Annotated in this window: 23 protein-coding genes; 3 read left to right on the top strand and 20 right to left on the bottom strand. The window is 46.4% G+C overall.

What is annotated here, in order from left to right; translation table 11 throughout:
- From AACP44_RS04565 to rpoE, 15 genes are all read right to left on the bottom strand, one after another.
- Positions 1–754 (bottom strand): hypothetical protein (locus AACP44_RS04565; protein WP_339339295.1); only part of this gene is annotated, 754 nt, incomplete at its 3' end.
- Between the two features lie 362 nt (positions 755–1,116).
- Positions 1,117–2,115, bottom strand: a complete 999-nt coding sequence (gene hemH, locus AACP44_RS04560) for a ferrochelatase (protein WP_339339294.1) — start codon at positions 2,113–2,115, stop codon at positions 1,117–1,119.
- A gap of 161 nt (positions 2,116–2,276) precedes the next feature.
- A complete protein-coding gene (adk, locus tag AACP44_RS04555; protein WP_339339293.1) occupies positions 2,277–2,924 on the bottom strand; it encodes an adenylate kinase in 648 nt (215 codons plus the stop codon).
- Positions 2,925–3,171: 247 nt separating this feature from the next.
- Positions 3,172–3,981 (bottom strand): nucleoside triphosphate pyrophosphohydrolase, encoded by an 810-nt coding sequence (mazG, locus tag AACP44_RS04550; protein ID WP_339339292.1) that lies wholly within the window; start codon positions 3,979–3,981, stop codon positions 3,172–3,174.
- On the bottom strand, positions 3,982–6,213 hold the full coding sequence (gene relA / locus AACP44_RS04545) for a GTP diphosphokinase (RefSeq protein WP_339339291.1): 2,232 nt from the start codon (positions 6,211–6,213) through the stop codon (positions 3,982–3,984).
- Between the two features lie 93 nt (positions 6,214–6,306).
- A complete protein-coding gene (gene cysM, locus AACP44_RS04540) occupies positions 6,307–7,206 on the bottom strand; it encodes a cysteine synthase CysM (RefSeq protein WP_339339290.1) in 900 nt (299 codons plus the stop codon).
- Between the two features lie 136 nt (positions 7,207–7,342).
- Positions 7,343–8,053, bottom strand: coding sequence for a DNA repair protein RecO (recO, locus tag AACP44_RS04535; protein WP_339339289.1), 711 nt, complete (start codon positions 8,051–8,053; stop codon positions 7,343–7,345).
- 9 nt (positions 8,054–8,062) lie between these two features.
- Positions 8,063–8,971, bottom strand: a complete 909-nt coding sequence (gene era, locus AACP44_RS04530; RefSeq protein WP_339339288.1) for a GTPase Era — start codon at positions 8,969–8,971, stop codon at positions 8,063–8,065.
- A 39-nt stretch (positions 8,972–9,010) separates the two neighbouring features.
- Entirely contained in the window at positions 9,011–9,667 is a 657-nt protein-coding gene (rnc, locus tag AACP44_RS04525; protein WP_339339296.1) for a ribonuclease III, read from the bottom strand.
- A gap of 135 nt (positions 9,668–9,802) precedes the next feature.
- Positions 9,803–10,882, bottom strand: coding sequence for a signal peptidase I (gene lepB, locus AACP44_RS04520; RefSeq protein ID WP_339339287.1), 1,080 nt, complete (start codon positions 10,880–10,882; stop codon positions 9,803–9,805).
- A 38-nt stretch (positions 10,883–10,920) separates the two neighbouring features.
- On the bottom strand, positions 10,921–12,720 hold the full coding sequence (gene lepA, locus AACP44_RS04515) for a translation elongation factor 4 (protein ID WP_339339286.1): 1,800 nt from the start codon (positions 12,718–12,720) through the stop codon (positions 10,921–10,923).
- A 107-nt stretch (positions 12,721–12,827) separates the two neighbouring features.
- Entirely contained in the window at positions 12,828–13,310 is a 483-nt protein-coding gene (locus AACP44_RS04510; RefSeq protein ID WP_339339285.1) for a SoxR reducing system RseC family protein, read from the bottom strand.
- Positions 13,311–13,385: 75 nt separating this feature from the next.
- The gene (locus AACP44_RS04505; protein ID WP_339339284.1) at positions 13,386–14,318 is read right to left on the bottom strand and encodes a MucB/RseB C-terminal domain-containing protein; all 933 of its coding nucleotides are present in this window, start codon (positions 14,316–14,318) and stop codon (positions 13,386–13,388) included.
- A 97-nt stretch (positions 14,319–14,415) separates the two neighbouring features.
- Complete coding sequence (locus tag AACP44_RS04500) at positions 14,416–15,030, bottom strand: sigma-E factor negative regulatory protein (protein ID WP_339339283.1); 615 nt, start codon at positions 15,028–15,030, stop codon at positions 14,416–14,418.
- Between the two features lie 52 nt (positions 15,031–15,082).
- Entirely contained in the window at positions 15,083–15,697 is a 615-nt protein-coding gene (gene rpoE, locus AACP44_RS04495) for an RNA polymerase sigma factor RpoE (protein WP_339339282.1), read from the bottom strand.
- Between the two features lie 308 nt (positions 15,698–16,005).
- Here rpoE and nadB point away from each other — a divergent pair, with 308 nt between their 5' ends.
- Positions 16,006–17,589, top strand: coding sequence for an L-aspartate oxidase (nadB, locus tag AACP44_RS04490; protein ID WP_339339281.1), 1,584 nt, complete (start codon positions 16,006–16,008; stop codon positions 17,587–17,589).
- Here the strand turns inward: nadB and AACP44_RS04485 are convergent.
- Positions 17,579–18,019 (bottom strand): protein YgfX, encoded by a 441-nt coding sequence (locus AACP44_RS04485; protein WP_339339280.1) that lies wholly within the window; start codon positions 18,017–18,019, stop codon positions 17,579–17,581. The two genes, nadB and AACP44_RS04485, sit on opposite strands and share 11 nt — an antisense overlap.
- Before the next feature lie 50 nt (positions 18,020–18,069).
- The gene (locus tag AACP44_RS04480) at positions 18,070–18,330 is read right to left on the bottom strand and encodes a succinate dehydrogenase assembly factor 2 (RefSeq protein WP_339339279.1); all 261 of its coding nucleotides are present in this window, start codon (positions 18,328–18,330) and stop codon (positions 18,070–18,072) included.
- A gap of 157 nt (positions 18,331–18,487) precedes the next feature.
- Here AACP44_RS04480 and AACP44_RS04475 point away from each other — a divergent pair, with 157 nt between their 5' ends.
- Positions 18,488–19,531, top strand: coding sequence for a hypothetical protein (locus tag AACP44_RS04475; RefSeq protein WP_339339278.1), 1,044 nt, complete (start codon positions 18,488–18,490; stop codon positions 19,529–19,531).
- Positions 19,532–19,551: 20 nt separating this feature from the next.
- Here the strand turns inward: AACP44_RS04475 and ung are convergent, their stop codons facing one another.
- From ung to AACP44_RS04460, 3 genes are all read right to left on the bottom strand, one after another.
- Positions 19,552–20,241 carry a uracil-DNA glycosylase gene (gene ung / locus AACP44_RS04470; protein ID WP_339339277.1) on the bottom strand — a complete coding sequence of 230 codons (690 nt, stop codon included), beginning with the start codon at positions 20,239–20,241 and terminating at the stop codon, positions 19,552–19,554.
- Positions 20,242–20,380: 139 nt separating this feature from the next.
- Positions 20,381–20,875: a tRNA adenosine(34) deaminase TadA gene (tadA, locus tag AACP44_RS04465; RefSeq protein ID WP_339339276.1), complete on the bottom strand. Its 495-nt coding sequence runs from the start codon at positions 20,873–20,875 to the stop codon at positions 20,381–20,383.
- A 170-nt stretch (positions 20,876–21,045) separates the two neighbouring features.
- Positions 21,046–21,357, bottom strand: coding sequence for a hypothetical protein (locus AACP44_RS04460; RefSeq protein ID WP_339339275.1), 312 nt, complete (start codon positions 21,355–21,357; stop codon positions 21,046–21,048).
- Positions 21,358–21,463: 106 nt separating this feature from the next.
- Between AACP44_RS04460 and AACP44_RS04455 the strand changes: the two genes are divergently transcribed.
- Positions 21,464–21,657, top strand: a 194-nt coding sequence (locus tag AACP44_RS04455; RefSeq protein ID WP_339339274.1) for a hypothetical protein, incomplete at its 3' end; no start/stop codon positions are given.

Here is a 21,657-nt window from a genome sequence, read left to right as displayed (position 1 = left end):
CAGCCTTTTTCTTAGCTACAGCCTTTTTCTTCTTCGGTGCAGCCTTCTTTTTGGCTGTTTTGGCTGCCGGCTTTTTCTTGGCGGCCTTTTTAGCAGAGGCTTTAGCTTTAGCGGCGGCTTTTTTCTCTGCCGCTTTAACTTTAGCAGCAGCTTTCTTCTCGGCAGCAGCTATTTTAGCCGCTGCTTTCTTAGCGTCAGCCTTGGCTTTAGCTAACATTTTCCTTTCAGCAAGCTTTAACTTCTTAGCATTGGCAGCGGCGCGCTTGGCACTCCACTTAGCCGCAAATGCAGCGGTTGCTTTAGCTAATGCAGCTTTATCAGCAACAGCCAGAGCAGCAGCACGAGCGGCCACCTTATCTTTTACAGCCAGCTGAGCGGCTTTTGCCTTAGCTGCAGCCGTCGCTTTAGACACTCTTAACTTGGCCGCTGAAACCTTGCCACGTAAAGCCGTTGCCTTAGCACCTGACTTAACAGCCGCTGCGCTAGCACGTTTGGCAGCATTCTTTTCAGCCGCTTTACCAGACTTGGCAGCTTTCTTCTTAGCTGCCGCGGCTTTCTTCTTAAGTCCTGCTTGTGTTTTCTTTTCAGCAGCAATGGATTTCTGCAATTTAGCCAGCGCCGCTTCAGCTTTTGCTACTGCGGGTGCTGCTACTTTTTTAGCGGGTGCTTTTTTAGCAACGGCTTTCTTAGCAGGTGCCTTCTTGGCCACCTTCCTCTTGGCTGGTGTTTTCTTTTTAGCTTTTGCTTTCGCCATTAGATTTCTCCTCAAAATGGGTAGATTCGTGCTAAAGCAGTTCCTTATTATTGTGGGTACTTATAACATCACAGAAAAACCAATAAGAAAACTAACACTAATTATTAAAAATCAGTTTAATTTTTAGACCAAAAACGGGAAATAAAAAAGTTTTTTTACACTTTTAGGCGTTTTTTTTCAGATTTTTCTATCATTCTTTAAAAAAAACGCACAATTTTGAATAAATCAGGGTTTTTTTTAAATTTTTGAGAAAAGATTTCCAGAAAAGATTTTTTTCAAGCAGAGGGTAAAATCTATGCTCCGCAGGGATATTATCAGCAATTTTTTTTAAATTTAGCTGATAACAGCGATCAACAATACGATTAGTTTGGAGTATCGTTTTTGGGTAAATACTTGTCCGCAATGGCGGCCATCATGGCAATATGATGATCGTTTTCGTTTAAACAGGGAATTAAATGATAAGTTTCACCACCGGCGTCTATAAAATACTCTCGATTTTCTTCCTCGATCTCCTCTAATGTCTCCAGACAATCGGCAGCAAAAGCAGGACAAATCACATCAACATGGTTGATATTTTTTTTGCCCCACAGTTTTAAGGTTTCACTGGTATAGGGCGACAACCATTTGGAAAAACCCAAGCGAGACTGAAAGCTAATGCTCCAGTCTTCTTTTTGTAAATCCAACGCTTGTGCCAATAAGTCGGCAGTGGCTAGACACTGTTGGTGATAGGGGTCACCAGCATCACTATATTTTTGCGGGATACTGTGAAAGGACATTAATAATTTATCGGGCTTGCCGGTGGCCTGCCATTGCTGACGAACGGTATTGGCTAGCGCGGCAATATAGAGCGGGTGGTCAAAATACTGTTTTACCACATGAATCTGCGGAATATTGCGGCGCTGTTGGTTAATACGACTTATTTGGTCGTAGATACTGCCAGTGGTAGTGGCTGAAAATTGTGGATACAGTGGCAACACCAATATATGCTCGAAACCGGCCTGCTCTAATTCTTCGACTTTTGACGCTAACGATGGCCCTGAATAGGTCATAGCGTAATGAGCCTGTGGAATATTTTCTGTATCTGCATAGGCTTTATTGAACACTTGTTGCAGCTTGGCCGTTTGCCCACGAGTGATTTTTCTTAGTGGCGACTCATTGTCCAACCAAATTTCTTGGTAGGCTTTGGTCACCCCCGGCACCCGAAAGGTAAGAATAATCAGATAGAGGATCGCCATCCATATCACTCTTGGAACCTCCACAACTCGCCGGTCACTGAGGAATTCTCTTAAAAAAGCCCTGACCGCCGTTTTAGTTGGCGCAGTCGGTGTTCCAAGATTCATAAGTACTACGGCTGATTTCATGGTTTAATTCAACTCTGTTATTCAAATGCGATGGCGTTTTCAATCGGTTGCTGAAGTTACGTGGCTTACCGAGCAGTAGATTCAAAAGTATAGTAGATTTTGCTGCAGAAAAAATAAAAGCCTCACTAGGAGGCTTTTATGGGCAATCAGAATAAATCATTTTATGACTCTAATGCGGCATAAACTTTATCGCGTATATCATCTACTGAACCAGTACCTTCCACGGCGCGATAATTGGGGCCATCACCGTTGGCTAATGCCTGATAAAAACCTACTAACGGCTTGGTTTGTTGATGATAAACATCTAAACGATGGCGAACGGTTTGTTCTTTATCGTCTTCACGCTGCAATAAAGCATCACCAGTCTCGTTATCAATACCTGGCTGTTTTGGCGGATTGAACACAACATGGTAAACACGGCCAGAAGCCTCATGAACGCGACGACCACTCATACGGGTGACAATTTCTTCATCGTCAACGGAGATTTCCAATACGGTATCGATAGCTATACCAGCGGCTTGCAGGGCTTCGGCCTGCGGGATAGTTCTTGGGAAACCGTCAAATAAGAACCCGTTGGCACAATCCGGCTGCATAATCCGTTCTTTAACAATTCCGATAATGATTTCGTCGGATACCAAACCCCCTGAATCCATCACGGCTTTGACTTGAAGGCCCATTTCAGTTTCGGCTTTAACAGCTGCACGGAGCATATCCCCAGTAGAAATCTGCGGAATACCATACTTTTCGCAAATAAACTGTGCCTGTGTACCTTTACCGGCACCTGGAGGACCCAACAAAATAACGCGCATACATCGTGCTCCTAACAAAAACTAATTATCGGTGTAGGTTTAAATAGATAGGCTACACACCCTTAAGAGGCGCAACACAATACACAGGTCACTGGCTAAGCTCAAGTTCATTGGCGACCATATTGGTCATTAAGAAAAAAAATACTGTCTGTATCGACCTTTATCCTTAAATATCAATAGTTTAATGCGAGATAATGGCAGGGTTCCGCTTTTAGATAGTAAGCGCAATAGGATTTGTTGAAAACGATTACAAGCCTTTTGCCTTGGCTTCATCCCAAAGCGCATCCATTTCCGCTAGAGAACTTTGCTCTGGTGAAGCCCCCCTACGCTTCAAGATACTTTCTATATACTGAAATCGACGCTTAAATTTGTTATTGGTTGCCCGCAATGAGGCTTCTGCATCGACTTTTAAATGACGGGATAGATTAACTACGGAAAACAACACATCGCCAAGCTCCGCTTCAATTTGCTGCTGCGACTGCTGCTTGCGGGCTGCGATTAATTCATCCACCTCTTCTTTAAGCTTTGCCAGCGCTCCGTCGATATTGTTCCAATCAAAACCGGTTTGCGCGGCCCGCTTTTGTAATTTAGTCGCACGGATTAAGGCTGGGAAAGCATTGGGCACATCATCGAGCACACTTTGTTGCTGTTTACCGGCTCGTTCAGTAGATTTAATCGTCTCCCACGTTTGTTTGACGGCTTCGGTGTCTTGGGTTTGCTCACCAACTCGACTGGTTAACGTGCCTTCGGGAAACACATGAGGATGACGGCGAATCAATTTAGCCACTAAATCCGAAATGACTGAGGCAAGGTCAAAACTATCTTGCTCTTTGCCTAGCTGAGCATAGAACACGACTTGAAACAGCACATCACCTAACTCTTCCTTGATATGCTGGATATCACCCTGCTCAATGGCATCAGCCAGTTCATAACTTTCTTCAATGGTGTGAGCAATAATGGTGCTAAAGTCCTGCACACGATCCCAGGGACAACCGTCCACAGGATCACGTAAACGACTCATTAGATAGAGCAAATCATCCAAGCTGTAGTCAGCCAACTAGCTACCCTCTTTTACCCTTGCTGCCGAAAGCACATTGGGTAGACGGGTAATTTTAGCCAATAGGTTGCCCAAGGCGGCAAGGTCAGTAATTTCCACCGTCAGTCGCATGGTCGCGGTATGGGTTTTCTTATCCGATAGTGTATTCACCGCAATAACATCGATCCGCGCATTAGCTAGCATGGTAGTAATATCTCGCAGCAGGCCGCTACGGTCATAGGCTTCAATTTCGATGTCAACCGGATAGGTATCTTGTGGCGCATCACCCCAACTCACTTCAATAATACGATCAGGTTCGCTATGTTGTAATTGCAACACATTGACACAATCCTGACGGTGCACGCTAACACCACGACCCAGTGTGACATAACCAATAATCAGATCACCGGGCAATGGCTTACAGCAATTGGCAAATTGTGTCAGCATATTACCAACGCCACGAACATTGATATCGTCATGACGAATTTTTTCGGACTTCTCTTTGGTAGAGGGCAGTATGGGCGCTGGCTCAGGCACCTCATCAAATAAATGCTGCGTCGCTGTGACAATTTGCGCGGTAGTAATATCACCGGCGCCAGCAGCAGCATACATATCATCCACTGCCTGATAGCCAAAATAGGTTGAGATACTTTTGTAGTCCAGACTACTCACGGCCAGACGCTTGAACAATTTTTCGATTAAGGCGCGACCCGCCGCAACATTATCTTCTTTTGCCTGCTGTTTAAACCAGTGCTGGACCTTGGCTCTGGCCCGGGTTGATTTCAGATAACCTAAACTGGTTTGCAACCAATCACGGCGCGGCGCGTTTTCCTTACCGGTCAAGATCTCAACCTGTTCACCCGTTAGCAACTGATAGGTTAATTGAACGATTCGACCATTGACCTTGGCACCGCGACAACGATGACCGACCTCGGTGTGAATATGATAGGCAAAATCCAGTGGTGTTGAACCCTGCGCCAAATTGACCACATGGCCATCCGGGGTAAACACATAAACTCGATCCTGCGCACGCGAAAAATGCTCCATCACCTCAGTAGCGCCGCTATCAGTTTCTTCCTGCCAATCCAGCACCTGCCTTAACCAGGCAATTTTATCTTCATAGCTATTGCCGCCCTGCCTGTCACTACCTTTGTAGCGCCAGTGAGCACAGACACCAAATTCCGCTTCTTCATGCATTTTAAAGGTGCGGATTTGTATTTCTAGCACTTTGCCTTCAGGGCCAATAACCGCGGTATGTAAGGAGCGATAACCGTTGTCCTTGGGGTTGGCAATATAATCATCAAACTCATTGGGAATATTGCGCCACAAACCATGAACCGAACCTAACACGGCATAACAGTCTTTGATTTCGGGGACTAAAATGCGCACGGCACGAATATCGTATACCTGTGAAAACCCAATACCCTTGCGCTGCATCTTGCGCCAGATACTGTAGATATGTTTTGCCCTGCCGGTCAGTTCGCTCTCAATACCCTGACGGCTAATCACTTCGCTTAATGAATCGATTACTCCATCGATATAGCTCTGCCGGTATAAACGTTTTTCATCCAGCAGTTTGGCAATTTTTTTATAGGCAACTGGCTGTAGGTAACGAAAAGATAAATCTTCAAGCTCCCATTTAATATGGCCAATACCTAAACGATGAGCCAATGGGGCATAAATATCATGCACCTCCCGCGCTACCCGATAACGTTTCGCAGGGTTGTTTTTGACAATACGAATAGCACAGGTACGCTCTGACAATTTAATCAGCGCCACTCTTACATCATCAACCAGCGCCACCAACATTTTACGAATATTGTCCTTTTGCGCCTCGGCTTGACCTAACACCGGATTATCGCCAGAGATAACACGACTCATGGCAGCCATACGCATAACCCCTTTGATCATGCGTAAAACATCCTGACCAAATTGTGCTTCGATCGCTGCGAGCGAGAGTTTTTCTTCACGCACAGCGCGATAGAGTATGGCGGCAATTAACGTGGGTTGATCCAAGTGCAAGTCGGCCAAAATTTCAGCCATCTCTAGGCCAATACGGAAGCTACTGGTCCTTTCATCCCAAGCTTTATCGGAGATAGCAAAGGCCTTTTGCTCGGCTGCATAACTTGTTTCACAAGCTGTTTTTAATAGCTGAGTGTCAAAACCCGCATCCACAGGCAAGCGTGCGAGCCATTGCTCGATATCGACCGAACCATCGGCCTTTTCTGGTTGTTGTTTACGAACTGTAACCATTGCTTGTTATTAACCTTGTTGACTGGTCAACCCTGACACAGTTGTGCAATGTTATTTCGAGAAGTGATTAGAAGCACTAAATAGAAGGCTTAGTTATTTAAGTGCTGAATCAAACACTCCCGTTGATAAATAGCGATCACCCCGATCGCAGATAATCGCGACTATAACGGCATTTTCAACTTCGGCCGAAATTTGTAACGCTGCCGCCACCGCACCACCGGAGGATACTCCGCAAAAAATACCTTCTTCCGCAGCCAATTTTTTCATGGTGTGTTCTGCCTGTTGTTGATCGATATCCATCACTTTATCGACCTTGCTGCTATCAAAAATGGTGGGCAAATAGGGTTTCGGCCAGCGGCGAATACCGGGGATACTTGAGCCGTCTTGTGGCTGTAAGCCTACGATCTCGATTGCCGGATTTTGTTCCTTCAAATAACCAGAAACCCCCATAATGGTACCGGTGGTTCCCATGGAACTGACAAAGTGAGTGATTTTATGCTCACTTTGTTGCCAAATCTCAGGACCAGTGCCCTGATAATGGGCAATCGGGTTATCGCTGTTGGCAAACTGGTCCAATACCACCCCTTTACCGTCAGACTGCATTTTCAATGCCAAATCTCTAGCGCCTTCCATACCGGATTGCTGAGACACCTCAATCAGCTCGGCACCATAGGCAGCCATCGCCAATTTGCGCTCCGAACTCATATGGTTGGGCATAATCAGTACCATCTTATAGCCCTTAATCGCCGCCGCCATCGCCAGAGCGATACCGGTATTGCCACTGGTGGCTTCTATCAGAGTATCACCGGGCTTAATATCGCCGCGGGCCTCTGCTCGGTTAATCATACTCACCGCTGGCCGATCCTTGACTGAACCCGCCGGATTATTGCCCTCCAGCTTTAACAGGATGGTATTACTGGTATCGCCAGCCAGACGCTGCAAGCGGACTAGAGGCGTTGACCCCACATAATCTTCAATGGTCGGAAAAGCCATATTTCACTAAAGCCTGATTAAAAAAAACAAACGATTAAAGCCGAACTATCCAGCCATAAAATTCAGCGCTGATGATACACTGACAGAGAGCTAGCGACTAGCTACAACGGTAGCAGGATGATGCTTAATGCTAGGGCTAGCTGGAACTAAACAGCTCCCGACTGCGTAGAGGCTTGTCACCCAGATGGGCCTGTAAAGCCTGACGGCAGAGCAATTTGGCGGCTCGGCGCGCCTGCTCGGTAAATTCGCCATTGGCAATGGCCAATATGTCAGCGCCGCTGAATACTGTAGCGGCGATGGCTTGGCCAGAATCTTGACGAACAAAGCCGTGATCGGGATAAAAGCGATACTGCTGATCGGCCTCTAATGGTTCGCCACTATCAACGTCCACCGATAAATCAAAACCATAACCTAATTCGGATAACAGGCTTAACTCAAATTGTCTTAACACTACATCAATCGTCGGGCTAGTTGATAAGCTATTGCTGACCCATTCATACAAGGTGTAGATGTCACTGTGTTGTTCATCCGCCTGCAATAAACGACTGAGCAACTCATTTATATATAAACCACTAAACAGCCGCTTGCCCTGCAAGGCAATGGGAACACCGCGACTTTCAAATTGAGTCATGGTTTTTAATTCTCCTTTGCCGCTCCAGCTAATTAACAGCGAGACAAAAGGCTGCAGGATACTGCGACGTTGCTTGGCAGTTTTGCTATTAGAGCGAACCCCCTTAACAACACCGCTGACTCTGCCGTAATCGGGGGTCAGAAAGTCGACGATCAAACTACTATCGCGGTAATTTCGGGTATGAAGAATATAGGCTGGCTGAGATTCAATACGCATAGGCAATGATTACGAATCAAAATCGTTATAACCCAAACTCCGTAGGGCTCGCTCATCATCGGACCAGCCAGATTTTACTTTTACCCAGAGTTTGAGCATCACTTTGCGGTCAAACATTTGCTCCATATCCAATCGCGCTTCCTGACCGATCAACTTTAACCGGCTACCCTTATTACCGATCACAATGCGTTTCTGCCCTTCTCGCTCGACCAGGATTAGCGCCTGTATATGTAGGCTTTTGCCGCTATCTTTAAAATCTTCTATCTCAACAGTCATCGCATAGGGAACTTCTTCACCCAGCTGACGCATAATCTTTTCCCTGACCATTTCCGCCGCCATAAAACGAGAACTGCGATCGGTGATCTGATCTTCCGGAAAAAGATGAACCTGCTGCGGAAGACGCTGATTAATACTGCTTTCAAGCGCATCAAGATTGGTGTGATTGAGTGCTGATAATGGAATAATTTCTGCAAAATCCATCTTTTCTTTACAAACATCTAAAAAAGGGAGTAGCTTGGATTTATCCTTTATTTGGTCAATTTTATTGATCACTAAAATTATCGGACAGTCGGCACGCTTCACCTGCGCTAATACCCATTCATCTTCGTCCGTCCACAAACCTCGCTCCACCACAAACACCACCACATCAACATCGCTAATGGTAGAACTGGCGGCACGATTCATATAACGGTTAATCGCTTTATCGGATTCACTGCCCTTATGAATGCCCGGCGTATCAACAAAAATCGCTTGAGTATCAGCTTCTGTTTTAATACCTAATAAACGGTGTCTGGTGGTTTGCGGCTTACGCGAAGTAATACTGATTTTTTGCCCGAGAATATGGTTTAGCAAAGTCGATTTACCGACATTGGGCCGGCCGACAATAGCTACATAGCCACAGCGTGTTTGTTCTGTCATAAGCGTTCTATAAAGTTAAAGATGGATCAAATTTAATCGCTATTGTGTCGGCTGCAATATATCGAGCGCGGCCTGTGCCGCTAGTTGTTCCGCCTCGCGGCGATTGCCGGCAACACCAGTAAAACCCTGCTTTAAATGTTTGATTTGGCATTCTATGGTAAATTCCTGCTGATGATCACTGCCGCTAATGGTTTGCAATTCATAATGCGGTAGCGATTGTTTTCTAGACTGCAATAATTCCTGCAAACGGGTCTTGGCATCTTTTACGGCACCTTGAACGGTGATGGACTGCAACCGTGATTGGTACCAGCGACCTACATGCTCGCGGCAAACGTCCATACCGCCATCGAGAAACATAGCACCAATTAATGCCTCTACCGCATCGGCCAGAATCGACTCACGACGGTGGCCGCCGCTTTTCATTTCACCTGGACCCAAATGCAAAAAATCACCCAACTCAAATTCCATCGCGATTTCAGCCAGCGTTTTACCTTTGACCAATTGTGCTCGCATACGGCTTAGGTCGCCTTCCCGGCAACTGGGAAATTGTTTAAACAGCGCTTCTGCCATTAGGTAATTGACAATGGAGTCACCTAAAAACTCCAGCCGCTCATTATTCTTTGAGCCGACACTACGATGACTCAGCGCCAGATCAAGCAAAGCTTTATCGGTAAACCGGTAACCTAAACGGCGCATCAGGATATCGATATTGGGATAATTTTCAGTCACTAATATACAGCACTCAATGTTATTGTTCTGTTAGCTTAATTCGCTTAACAATCAGCTTAGTCTAGCGTTTTTGGCGCTTTTAATAAGGTATAAACCAGCCATTTATTGAATGGTCCCGAGACGACTCAAACTGGGGAAATCAAAAATAGAGGGCCAGTGCAACCAAATGGCAAAGGCTTTACCGACTAAACGCTCTTCGGGCACCTGTCCCCATGAGCGACTATCGGCACTGTTATCGCGGTTATCCCCCATCACCCAGTAATGACCGGGTTTAACCGTGATAGAAAAATCACCTTGCTGATTGGTAGTCGGGGTAACCGTATAGCGATGTAACGCACTCTGCGCCAAATGCTCGACAGCTTGTAAATTTTCGGTAAACATCCGCATCTGAGGGTTGAGTGGAGGCAATTCTGCCAACAGGGTTTGCTCCATTACCTTGCCATTGACTGAAAGCACCTTGTTTTTATAGGTAACCTGATCACCAGGAAGCCCAATCACACGTTTAATAAAATAAATATCTTGATGGGGTGGAAAAAAAACCACAGCATCGCCACGCTTGGGCTGATCCACTTCAACGATTTTAGTGCCGACAACAGGCAAGCGTAAACCGTAAGTATATTTATTCACTAAAATATAATCGCCAACCTGCAAAGTAGGCATCATCGAGCCGGATGGAATTTGAAAAGGCTCAATCACAAAGGAACGCAACACCAGCACAAAAGCCAATATAGGGAAAAAAGATTTGGCATATTCGCCAATGACCATATCGGCAGCAAAATACTGTGTCAGTGACTCGCGCTGTTCTCGGCTATAGTTTTGCAAATAATCAGCAACTGCCTTGGATTCTATATAGACTTTTCTGGCGCCGGCAAAAAACAGTTTATCTAAACCCGTAATAACACCAGACAAAAAGGTCAGCATCACTAATATAAAGGCAAAGTCGCCATCTTTTAGCAGTATCACAGAAGCTGCCCAGCCAATCCAAATCGCCGTGGTAAATTTAAACAGCCATTGATTCCATGGCGGGTTGGTATCGGTCTGCAATTGCTCAACAGGCAGCTGTTGGCCACCAGCGATTAACGCATTGAGTTTCTGTTGTAGTTGAGGCCGTGCTTTCTTTTCCTGCACAAACCAGATCACCAGTGAAAGCAAACAAGTAATCATTAAAATTGTATCGACCATAGCGAATCCCATTAAATTCTCGGCTCTTGATTTCGAGCTTAGTTATCCATCTTTAATACAGCTAAAAAAGCACTTTGTGGAATTTCAACACTGCCCACTTGCTTCATGCGTTTTTTACCGGCTTTTTGCTTCTCTAGCAGTTTGCGTTTACGGGACACATCGCCGCCATAACATTTTGCTGTCACATTTTTACGTAAGGCTTTGACCGTTTGTCTGGCAACCACCTGGCCACCAATGGCCGCCTGTATAGCCACATCAAACATTTGTCGATGTATCAATTCTTTCATTTTTTCGGTTAGACCACGACCTTTCGACTGAGCATGATCACGGTGTACGATCATCGCCAGAGCATCGACTCTATCGCCATTAATCAGCACATCGAGACGCACCAAATTAGCCTTCTGAAAACGATCAAAACTGTAATCCAGCGAAGCGTAACCACGGCTGACTGACTTTAATCGGTCAAAGAAATCCATCACCACCTCATTCATCGGAATTTCATAGCTCAATGAAACCTGATGACCGAGAAATTGCATATCTTTTTGTACGCCACGCTTTTCCACACACAGCGAAATAACATTGCCCAAATAATCCTGTGGCACCAGAATATTGACATCGGCAATGGGCTCACGGATTTCGTTAATAACACCAATATCAGGCAGCGCCGATGGATTGTCTACCATCACAATATCGCCATTATTTTTTTCAACTTCATAGATGACCGTAGGAGCAGTGGTAATCAGATCAAGATTATATTCCCGCTCCAAACGCTCCTGAATAATTTCCATATGTAGCATGCCAAGAAAACCAATGCGGAAACCAAAACCCAAGGCATCAGAGCTTTCAGGCTCATAAAACAGAGAGGCATCATTTAAGGTCAATTTTGCCAGCGCATCACGAAAATCTTCGTAATCGTCAGAGGACACCGTAAACATACCGGCATAGACCTGCGGTTTAATCGTTTGAAAACCGGGTAACTGCTCAACTTCAGGCGTTTTGGCATGGGTGATAGTATCGCCCACCGGCGCACCCTGAATATCTTTAATACCAGCAACTACAAACCCTACTTCACCGGCTTTCAGGCAACCGGTTTCTTTGCGTTTTGGGGTAAAGATACCAACACTGTCAACAATATGCTGTTTGCCCTGGGATTTCATAATCACTTTATCACCCTTATTGAGCTCACCGTGTTTTACCCGCACCAGAGAGACAACACCGAGATAATTATCAAACCACGAATCAATGATTAACGCCTGTAAATCGCCGTTAACATCACCTTCGGGTGGTGGAATTAATTCAACTAACTGCTCCAGCAAGTCTTCCAGCCCCATACCGGATTTGGCACTGACTGGAATCGCATCGGTAGCATCCAAACCAATAATTTCTTCAATCTCTTTTTTGACTGTCTCTGGCTCAGCCTGAGGCAAGTCCATTTTGTTGAGAACCGGCAAAACTTCCAAGCCCTGCTCTATGGCGGTATAGCAATTGGCCACGGATTGCGCTTCCACCCCCTGAGCCGCATCAACAACCAATAGCGCGCCCTCACAAGCGGCGAGCGAACGGGAAACTTCATAGGAGAAATCTACATGGCCCGGCGTATCGATAAAGTTAAACTGGTAGGTTTTACCATCCTGCGCGCTATAGTTGAGCGTTACGCTCTGGGCTTTGATAGTAATACCCCGCTCGCGCTCAATATCCATGGAATCGAGGACTTGCTCATCCATCTCACGAGCACTTAAGCCACCGCAAATCTGGATAAACCGATCGGCAAGGGTCGACTTACCATGATCGATATGGGCAATAATGGAAAAATTACGAATTAAGTCTAAATCACTCACTAGTTAATACACCGCTGGGACAACAATAGGCAAGCGCGCGATTTTACAGCAAAGCGCCTACAGACGCTATGTAGAGGGAGGGTAATAAACTGGGTAAACACTTATAATCAGGCCGGTTCTACCCGATTAAGTATAGCTATGTTGTCGTGATCCGCTTTAGATAGCACCACTGGCTGCAAATCCCTATTGTTATGATTGACAGCGGCATGCCATTTCACCATTGCCAAGCCCGTGATAAAGCCGGTGACAGCGCCCAAAAAGGCGGCAAGGTCAGCCTGCCAGAGTTTTGAGGCCAACAGAGTACCCAGCAATAGGGTAACCAGTGGCAACAGATAAACCAGCACCGCACCCGTGACCAGTACTCGCTCAGGAATACCGATATCCACTTCTTCATCAAGGGTGAAATTCGTCGCTGGTTGGTCACGGAGTAATACCCGCAGATGATGAGAGCGCCCAGCAGCCACTTTATTAAGTAATCCATGACCACAGCCTTGCTGCGCAGAGCAGCTATTGCAGGTGCTCTGTCTTATAGTCTCGACCCATAAACAGTCAGGCTCAATGGCAACGACGCGACCGGTTTCTTTAATCATAGTAATAACAAAATAGTCATAACAAAAATGGCTCTTGTAGAGCCAATCTTAACCGATTAGAAACCGAATTATTAGCTAGCGGACTAAAACGGTGGAACGCGCTATCCGCTGGGCGGTTTTGGTAGGAATTTCTCCCACCACGGTCACTCGATGAAATTGATCGGAGTGCAGAATAACTCTGGAATAAGCCGTAGTGGCCCCTTTTTGGGCATGGCCTTCAGCAGCGTGTAGAGGATTTACCTTGGCACTTCGTTCAAGAAATACCGAAAATACCGTCATACCATCAGTAAAAGTGACCCTATCATCTTCGCCAGCAGCATGCCGATCAGGCCTGGTCGAGCTAAATCCACTAGGCAACCATTGCACCTTCCAGCTTTTATCTTTCGCTATAGTTGCCGGCGCAGGGGAAACGGGTGCCTCCTGCTGCGGCTGATAACGTCTTGCCCCAGCGGTAAAATGCTCCTTACTGAGCTCAGGGTTCAGCGTGATGTCTACAAACTGAAATCGCTCCAACACCTGTCCTTTGGAGCCAATTAGCTCTGAACGCAATAACAGGCCAGAGGCTTTATCTAGCGATAAACGATAGCCAAAACGATGAGTATCTCTGGGACGCACAATAAGATTAATTACTGAGCGACCCGCCACCCTATCCATACCGCCCACCTTAAAACGATAGTATTGATCCAACTTATTTGCAGGGTGTGCTGAGCTATTGGCGTTCGGTTGTGATTGATAAGAGTGAACCAACTGGTGACCGGGATACATAAAATCCAGCTTATGACCATGACGAATAATTTGCCGCTTTTCGCCATTAAGAAATTCAAGTCGTTCGTACTTATCGCCGTCAATCACGGCATGGGCAATACGAAGAGTCTCTATGGAACCTGGACGCTGGAAATTAAACGTGCCTTGATAGTTAAGCTCACTAAATCCATAAACCATTTTATCCAGCAATAGACGCGGATTATTTTCAACAGCCAGACTGAGCGCCGATACTGTCGAAAGCAACAGCCACGCTAAAAGTTTTGTCCACCGCTGAAAAATTAATAGCAAAACCGTTAATCCCAGAAAAAATACCGCTCAAGAAAGCCGGCGAGATAAAACCCTACTGATCTTCAATATGAGTGACACGGGCCAATGGAATAACACCTTGACCATTATTTAGCGCAGCACGCTCTGTATGACGAAGCATATATTTTTCCAAGTGTTTTTGCGCCTCGAGATTGGCTGCGGCTTTGCTGGCTGCCGCGACACCGGGAAGCTGATTGGCGGGTAAATTCGCGGTGCCGGCAGAAGAAGCCTGCATACTCACTGACTGCATAGGATAAGCACGGGATGAGACAGCCGGTTGGGGACCTTCTGCAATAACATTAAAACCTGAATTCGATTGCTCCGCTGTTTGCACACCAAAAACTACCGCTACTGCCACTGAAGCGGCAACAGCGAAACCTGCTGCAGGCTTCCACCAGGGGTGATTGGCTTGTTGCGGCGTTACCGCAGTTTCTTCAGCAATCGCCGTGGTAATCTGCTGTGAAATATCCAAATGACGGAACTCATCCACTTGTTCTGTATTTTGCAAGCTGTCGCGCACCAAGTGATAGCGAGACCAAATATTATTGACCGCCTCTGTATTCTCGGCAGCTAGCAGCCGGCGAAGCTCCAATTTATCAGCTTCCCCATCCATTAATGCAGAGACTGACTCTCGTAGATGCTCACTCATTGTTGTTCCTCATTTATCTAAACATTTTTAACTGTCATTAACATAACTATCATTAACTTTTAACCAGTGATAAACGCTCGCCGCTATCACCCAAAAGCTGGCTTCGCACCTGCTTATCAATACTTTCCCGAGCGCGAAATATTCTTGATCGCACCGTACCTACAGGACACTCCATCACATCAGCAATATCTTCATAGCTTAAACCATCAAACTCGCGCAAAGTGACCGCCGATCTTAGGTCTTCTGGCAAAGCTTTCATCGCTTTTTCGACCACAGCCTTGAGTTCTTTGCCATAGAGCGAGTTTTCAGGATTTTCTATCTCCCGAAGTGATGCTGCCGCGTCATAATATTCTGCGTCTTCCACCGCAATATCGGTGGCAGGCGGACGACGGTTTCTGGCCACCAGATAATTTTTTGCCGTATTGATGGCTATACGATACAGCCAGGTATAAAAGGCACTGTCGCCGCGGAACTTGGGCAACGCTCTAAACGCTTTGATAAATGCTTCCTGAGCCACATCTTTAATCTCGTCATGATCGCGAATATAACGAGAGATCAGCCCAAAAATTTTGTGCTGGTATTTCAGCACCAATAAATCAAAGGCCCGGTTATCGCCCTTTTGCACGCGTTCGATCAGCTGTTGATCCGACTGCGGTGAAGTTGCCATTACCCTCCCCGATCCCCTGAGAGACTCTGGCTCAGGGTTGGTAAGTTGCTTATTAACCACCGGCCTTTTTGGTTGATATTGTCTGTCAAGTAGTCCCATATAGCATAGACCATCACGGCTTGTTGGAGCGTTTGAAATTTGGGTTTTTGATTCATTGGCTCGTTATTGTTGCGTTCTATGAGTCTGGGATAGCGAATAAGTTCAGCTAAGTATCAGATTATGTTAAAAAAATCGTATCCAATAGCCACAAAATCGCCACAGAGGTTTATACTACCGGCTTTTTCCGGCTTGTGCGCATTCTTAAGTCAATGACGAATAAACATTTTCAACATGATGTACTGGTGATTGGTAGCGGTGCCGCCGGGCTAACGCTGGCACTTCAATTGCCCAAACACCTACAAGTGGCTGTTATCTGCAAAAGCGAGCTTAATGAAGGCTCCACTTTCTATGCTCAGGGCGGTATCGCTGCCGTGTTGGACAATCATGACAGCGTAGACTCCCATGTTAGCGATACCCTAACCGCCGGCGCCAACCTATGCCATAGCGATGCCGTTAAATTCACCATTGAAAACAGCCGCGACAGCGTTAAATGGTTAGTAGACCAAGGCGTACAATTCGACCGCAATACCGATGCACAACAGTCATTTCACCTAACCAAAGAAGGCGGCCACAGCCAGCGACGTATTATTCATGCCGCCGATGCTACCGGCAGAGCCGTATCAAAAACCCTTAGCCATCGCGCTTTGGAAGCGGCCAATATCGATATCTATAACCAGCGTGTGGCCATCAATTTGATTATCAATAATAAGCGCTGTCAGGGTGCTTATGTACTCAACCGTGAAAGTGATCATGTCGATGTGTTTCAGGCAAAATTTGTGGTACTGGCCACCGGCGGCGCTAGCAAAGCCTATCTCTATACCAGCAACCCCGATGGCGCCAGTGGTGATGGTATTGCTATGGCTTGGCGTGCGGGCTGTCGAGTAGCCAATATGGAATTTAATCAATTCCACCCCACCTGTCTTTATCATTCACAGGCCAAATCCTTTTTGATCACCGAAGCGATTCGTGGTGAAGGCGGCAAATTGCTATTGCCCAATGGCGAACGTTTTATGCATCGTTTTGATAAACGCGGCGAATTAGCCCCACGCGATATTGTCGCCCGGGCGATTGACCACGAGATGAAGCGTTTAGGCAGTGACTGTGTCTATTTGGATATCAGCCATAAATCGCCCGAGTTTTTGCTACATCATTTTCCAACGGTGAAAGCGCGCTGCTTGGAACTTGGCATTGATATCACCCGCGAGCCAATTCCTGTTGTCCCCGCCGCCCACTATACCTGTGGCGGTGTTATGGTCGATAACCGAGGTCGCACTGATATTGCCAACCTCTATGCCATTGGTGAAACCTCATTTACCGGCCTGCATGGCGCCAACCGCATGGCCAGTAACTCGCTATTGGAATGTATCGTCTACGGCCAATCCGCTGCCGCTGATATCGCCGCACAACACCCCACCGCACCAGAGCCAACCACCGCTGCGGCATGGGATGAATCGCAAGTAACCGATTCAGATGAAGATGTGGTGATCTCGCATAACTGGGACGAGGTTCGTCGTTTTATGTGGGATTATGTCGGCATTGTGCGTACCGACAAACGCCTGCAACGAGCGCTGCGCAGAGCCAAGCTGCTACAAAAAGAAATTAACGAGTACTACCGCAATTACAAAGTCTCTAACGATTTAATTGAGTTGCGTAATTTGGCCATGGTGGCGGAATTAATTATTCGCTGCGCTATCGAGCGAAAAGAAAGCCGCGGGCTACATTATACATTGGACTATCCCGAACCTCTTGATCAAGCTATCGACACCATTCTCGACCCCGCCATTAAAGAATAATATTGTCAGCACCATAAACCGGCCTATGCTTGAGCATCACTCGTAACCGACGCAGTTGTTGTCGATGGGTATTATCTGGCAACAACAGCAAAGAACAACCATGCCAGCTTTTGCTGCGAAAATTCAATACCACCATCCACCGCCAAACCGTTGCCGACTTGAGTCTTACTCGCTCTACTTCTTGACCACGATGCAACAGCCAAGTTTGCTGACTGTACTCAAGGCCATCAATCCAACTTCGATGACCGCTATAACAATAACGCCAAAGACAATAGCCACAGTGCATAACAATCACTGCAACTAACAGGCTAACTAAACCGGCGGATAGCGGTAAATAAAACAACGATAGAATCAGTAAAAGATGCAATGCCGCAAGATAGGCTGCGATCGATTTAGAAGGGGCAATCGACAGATAAAAGGTCGACGTCATCGCATGGCACTCCTTTGCCGCTATTCACATCAGTTTTTCAATAAAGCCTTCTAGTCAGACTTTGATTGGGAATAATCAATAATTTGCTCAACAATCGCCGCCTGCTCAGGGTCCTCTGGTTTTACCCGACCTAAAAACCAGGCAAATAACTCATTGTCCTCACATTCCAACAAATCAATAAAACGCTGCTGGTTTACTGCATCCAGTGATTTAAAGCGATGTTCCACAAACGGCACCATAATCAAATCGAGCTCTAACATACCTCGACGGCTGGCCCAGAGTAGACGGCTATAGTCATTATCAGAAATCATCAATGCAGGCTTTCCTTTAATCGTGTTTGGCAGACAGGCATTATAGCCAGATTAAAGCCCAGGCGATATGCAAAATAGCTGACAGTGGCACAGCAAACACATACTATAGCCACTAAATTTACATCCTTTACTTCTCCATCTTGGTAACCCAGTAACCATGAACGACCAGCAACAAAGCTTTCTCCCTCCGGTATTAGCAGCATCAGGCATCCGTATCGACGAACAAAATCATAGCGTGACTGATAGCAGTGGCGTCTGCATGACTGCAGCGGATAACTTTATCGCCCCGCTAAGCCACTATGGCTTTTTACAAATAGCTGGGCCAGATACCGCCAAATTTCTTCAGGGCCAGACCACCTGTGATATTGGCACAGTTAATCATGCGCTTAGCTGCGCCGGTGCCTACACCACCCCCAAGGGCCGGATGATCAGCAGTTTTCAGCTGGCTCAAACCGAAGCCGATACTTATCTTCTGAGAATGCACGCGGATATTGTTGAGTCTACCAAGGCTGTATTCAGCAAATATATTGTGTTTTCTAAAGCCGAGCAACAAAACGCCAGCCCAGACTATATTGCAATTGGTCTTTGTGGCGAGCGGGCCAAAGCAACTATTCATCAAGTTTTTACCCGCTGCCCTGATCAGGCTCATCAAGTCGTTAATCATCAAGGCAATCTGGCAATACAAATTGATACAGCCGGAAGACTGTATGAATGCTGGATTAAAACTGCAGAACTTGCGACCTTGTGGCCATTATTAAATAAAGGGCTTGAGCTGCAAGGTTCGCGGCAGTGGCAACTGCAACTGATTCAACTGGGTCTTGGTGAGGTGAGCGCCAATACCGTCGATAGCTTTATTCCGCAAATGCTTAACTACCAAATCACCGGCGCCGTCAGTTTTACTAAAGGTTGTTATACCGGTCAGGAAGTGATTGCGCGCCTACAATACAAGGGCAAACTCAAACGCTCCATGTATAGAATCAAGGTGGCGGCTGAAAAACTAGCGGCAGGTACCGATCTTTACGGTGACGATAAACAGAGTATTGGCAATATCGTCAATAGCGTTAGCCTCGATAACCATCATAGCGAAGCGCTGGCAGTTATCGCTAGCAAAGCGGTTGATCAGGGCTCGGTCGTTATCGGCAGTGATCGGGTAACGATTCAGTTACTGCCGTTGCCCTATGCGTTAAACAATGATGATTAGATAAAGGCCGTCGTCCAAACTTAAGCAACAGCCCAATCAATTGCGCCCGCACCAGAATTATTTAAATAAGCATTAGCCTGAGAAAAATGCCTACAGCCCAAAAACCCCCGATGCGCTGATAATGGCGAGGGATGCGGCGCTTTCAATACCAAATGTCTTTGCGCATCAATTAATTGCCCCTTCCTTTGCGCATAACTGCCCCATAACAAAAAGACCAAGCCATCCCGCTGCTGATTAAGCTCTGCAATAGCCCGATCGGTAAACTGCTCCCAACCTTTATTCTGATGAGATCCCGCGTTGCCTTGCTCAACGGTCAAAGTAGCATTCAGCAACAACACCCCCTGCTCCGCCCATGACTGCAAATAGCCATGAGCAGGTACCGGCAAGCCCAAATCAGTATGGATTTCCTTATAAATATTCAACAACGAAGGCGGAATACGCACATCAGGCAACACCGAAAAACACAGGCCGTGGGCCTGCCCCGGACCGTGATAGGGATCCTGCCCCAGAATAACCACCTTCACTTGCTCAAACGGCGTGGTATTAAAAGCGTTAAACCAATCCTTACAGGCAGGAAAAATCACCTTTCCCGCCTGTTTTTCAGCTTTTAGAAATGCCTTCAGTGTCTGCATATAAGGCAATTCGAACTCATCGCCTATCACCGTTAACCATGAGGGGTGCAGTTTAATCGTGGAGGAATTTGAGGTCATCGTGGTCCTTAATTACCGCTGGGGATCTGGATCATAACTATGACAAAGTGGCAGTGTAATTTCGATTAAAGCCGAATGGTTGCATACCCAGCTAATTGATAAAACAAAAAAGATTTACCGCTATAGTTGGAACAACCAGTTAATCAGCGCACCCTGTTTTTTGTGATCGCTTTTGTTCACGACGGGCTTGAAAAAAATCGGATATTACCGCAGAACATGGCTCAGCCAATACCCCGCCATGCAGCGCCACTTGATGATTAAAGTGCTTGGCATTAAATAAACAACCATTGCTTTCAGCCACCCCGGACTTGGGCTCGGTAGCGCCATAGACGACTCTGGCAATACGGGCATGAATGATGGCACCCGCACACATACTGCAAGGTTCAATGGTGACATAGAGCGTGGCTGACGGCAGGCGATAATTAGCCAATTTCGAGGCAGCATCACGCAGCGCCATAATTTCGGCATGAGCAGTGGGGTCATTGGAGAGGATGGGCTGATTCCAACCCTGCCCGATAATTTCGTTATCCAGAACAACCACAGCACCCACCGGCACCTCACCCTGCGCTGCTGCCTTTGCTGCCAGCTTCAGCGCCTGTTGCATAAAGTGCCGGTCTGTTTCTGTTGTATTCATTAGAGCTCTTTAATCGACGGCTTAACTATTTTTGAGAGGTTAGTATTGTAACCTTTAATACTTCATTCAAAAAATATATCGTTGGGCTCGTCTGTTTTGTCTGGTTAGTCTGGGGAAAGAGATTCACTATCCTCCCCTGTAACATATCCTCCATCGGTCTGGTCTGTGGGTTAATATCGCCATGAAATAGGTCCGTCCGTCCCTTCTGCCGGAAATTTACCTGCTCTTATGTCCGTACCACAGACAAATTTAATCGCAAGTCCTATTCCGTCTTGGTTCAAACCACATTGCTTGGCAGCAGGATACGCCCATCCATCATTATCTGGATAATCACAGGCTCCTGCTGTCCATATGTCCAAAGCCGACGACTTACATGCAATACACACTTTGCAGTCTGACAATCCAAGCTTCTCTCCCATCACCCATTTTTCACCATCACAAAAGACTGGTGCATAAATGCCCGATGTATCAGTCTCGATCATAGCTCCCGCTCCTTCCCCTAGTCCTCGCATATCCATTCCTACTATAGGGGCAATGATTTATCTGCTGTCTGCGCAGAGAAATAAGATTGGCCCTGAATAAAAGACAGTGGATTTTCACATCCCAGTTTCAGGACAAGGCAGGCTTATATCTCCAAAGTTTGCCGAAAGAACTAATACTTTTCACCTGGTGGTTATCAATACGTTATTTGCTGTGCTGAGCGTGTTTATGCTGCGCTACCGAAAGTTGACTATTGCCGGTGCCTATACAACCTTTGCCTACCCCATTGCACCGCTTGTCTA

The organism is uncultured Oceanicoccus sp. (assembly GCF_963968385.1).
In the GTDB taxonomy this organism is placed as follows: Bacteria; Pseudomonadota; Gammaproteobacteria; order Pseudomonadales; family Dasaniaceae; genus Oceanicoccus.
Note: the sequence above shows the minus strand (reverse complement) of the source record. Positions and strands in the feature narration are given on the sequence as shown.

Excerpts from the sequence above, each read along its gene's own strand:
- relA (WP_339339291.1), bottom strand. The coding sequence starts at position 6,213 with ATGGTTACAGTTCGTAAACAACAACCAGAAAAGGCCGATGGTTCGGTC.
- era (WP_339339288.1), bottom strand. The coding sequence starts at position 8,971 with ATGACAGAACAAACACGCTGTGGCTATGTAGCTATTGTCGGCCGGCCC.
- rpoE (WP_339339282.1), bottom strand. The coding sequence starts at position 15,697 with ATGGCAACTTCACCGCAGTCGGATCAACAGCTGATCGAACGCGTGCAA.
- lepB (WP_339339287.1), bottom strand. The coding sequence starts at position 10,882 with ATGGTCGATACAATTTTAATGATTACTTGTTTGCTTTCACTGGTGATC.
- AACP44_RS04460 (WP_339339275.1), bottom strand. The coding sequence starts at position 21,357 with ATGATCGAGACTGATACATCGGGCATTTATGCACCAGTCTTTTGTGAT.
- rnc (WP_339339296.1), bottom strand. The coding sequence starts at position 9,667 with ATGCGCCGTTTAGGTTACCGGTTTACCGATAAAGCTTTGCTTGATCTG.
- AACP44_RS04480 (WP_339339279.1), bottom strand. The coding sequence starts at position 18,330 with ATGATTTCTGATAATGACTATAGCCGTCTACTCTGGGCCAGCCGTCGA.
- AACP44_RS04485 (WP_339339280.1), bottom strand. The coding sequence starts at position 18,019 with ATGACGTCGACCTTTTATCTGTCGATTGCCCCTTCTAAATCGATCGCA.
- ung (WP_339339277.1), bottom strand. The coding sequence starts at position 20,241 with ATGACCTCAAATTCCTCCACGATTAAACTGCACCCCTCATGGTTAACG.
- cysM (WP_339339290.1), bottom strand. The coding sequence starts at position 7,206 with ATGGCTTTTCCGACCATTGAAGATTATGTGGGGTCAACGCCTCTAGTC.
- recO (WP_339339289.1), bottom strand. The coding sequence starts at position 8,053 with ATGCGTATTGAATCTCAGCCAGCCTATATTCTTCATACCCGAAATTAC.
- hemH (WP_339339294.1), bottom strand. The coding sequence starts at position 2,115 with ATGAAATCAGCCGTAGTACTTATGAATCTTGGAACACCGACTGCGCCA.
- adk (WP_339339293.1), bottom strand. The coding sequence starts at position 2,924 with ATGCGCGTTATTTTGTTGGGTCCTCCAGGTGCCGGTAAAGGTACACAG.
- tadA (WP_339339276.1), bottom strand. The coding sequence starts at position 20,875 with ATGAATACAACAGAAACAGACCGGCACTTTATGCAACAGGCGCTGAAG.
- AACP44_RS04510 (WP_339339285.1), bottom strand. The coding sequence starts at position 13,310 with ATGATTAAAGAAACCGGTCGCGTCGTTGCCATTGAGCCTGACTGTTTA.
- nadB (WP_339339281.1), top strand. The coding sequence starts at position 16,006 with ATGACGAATAAACATTTTCAACATGATGTACTGGTGATTGGTAGCGGT.
- AACP44_RS04500 (WP_339339283.1), bottom strand. The coding sequence starts at position 15,030 with ATGAGTGAGCATCTACGAGAGTCAGTCTCTGCATTAATGGATGGGGAA.
- AACP44_RS04475 (WP_339339278.1), top strand. The coding sequence starts at position 18,488 with ATGAACGACCAGCAACAAAGCTTTCTCCCTCCGGTATTAGCAGCATCA.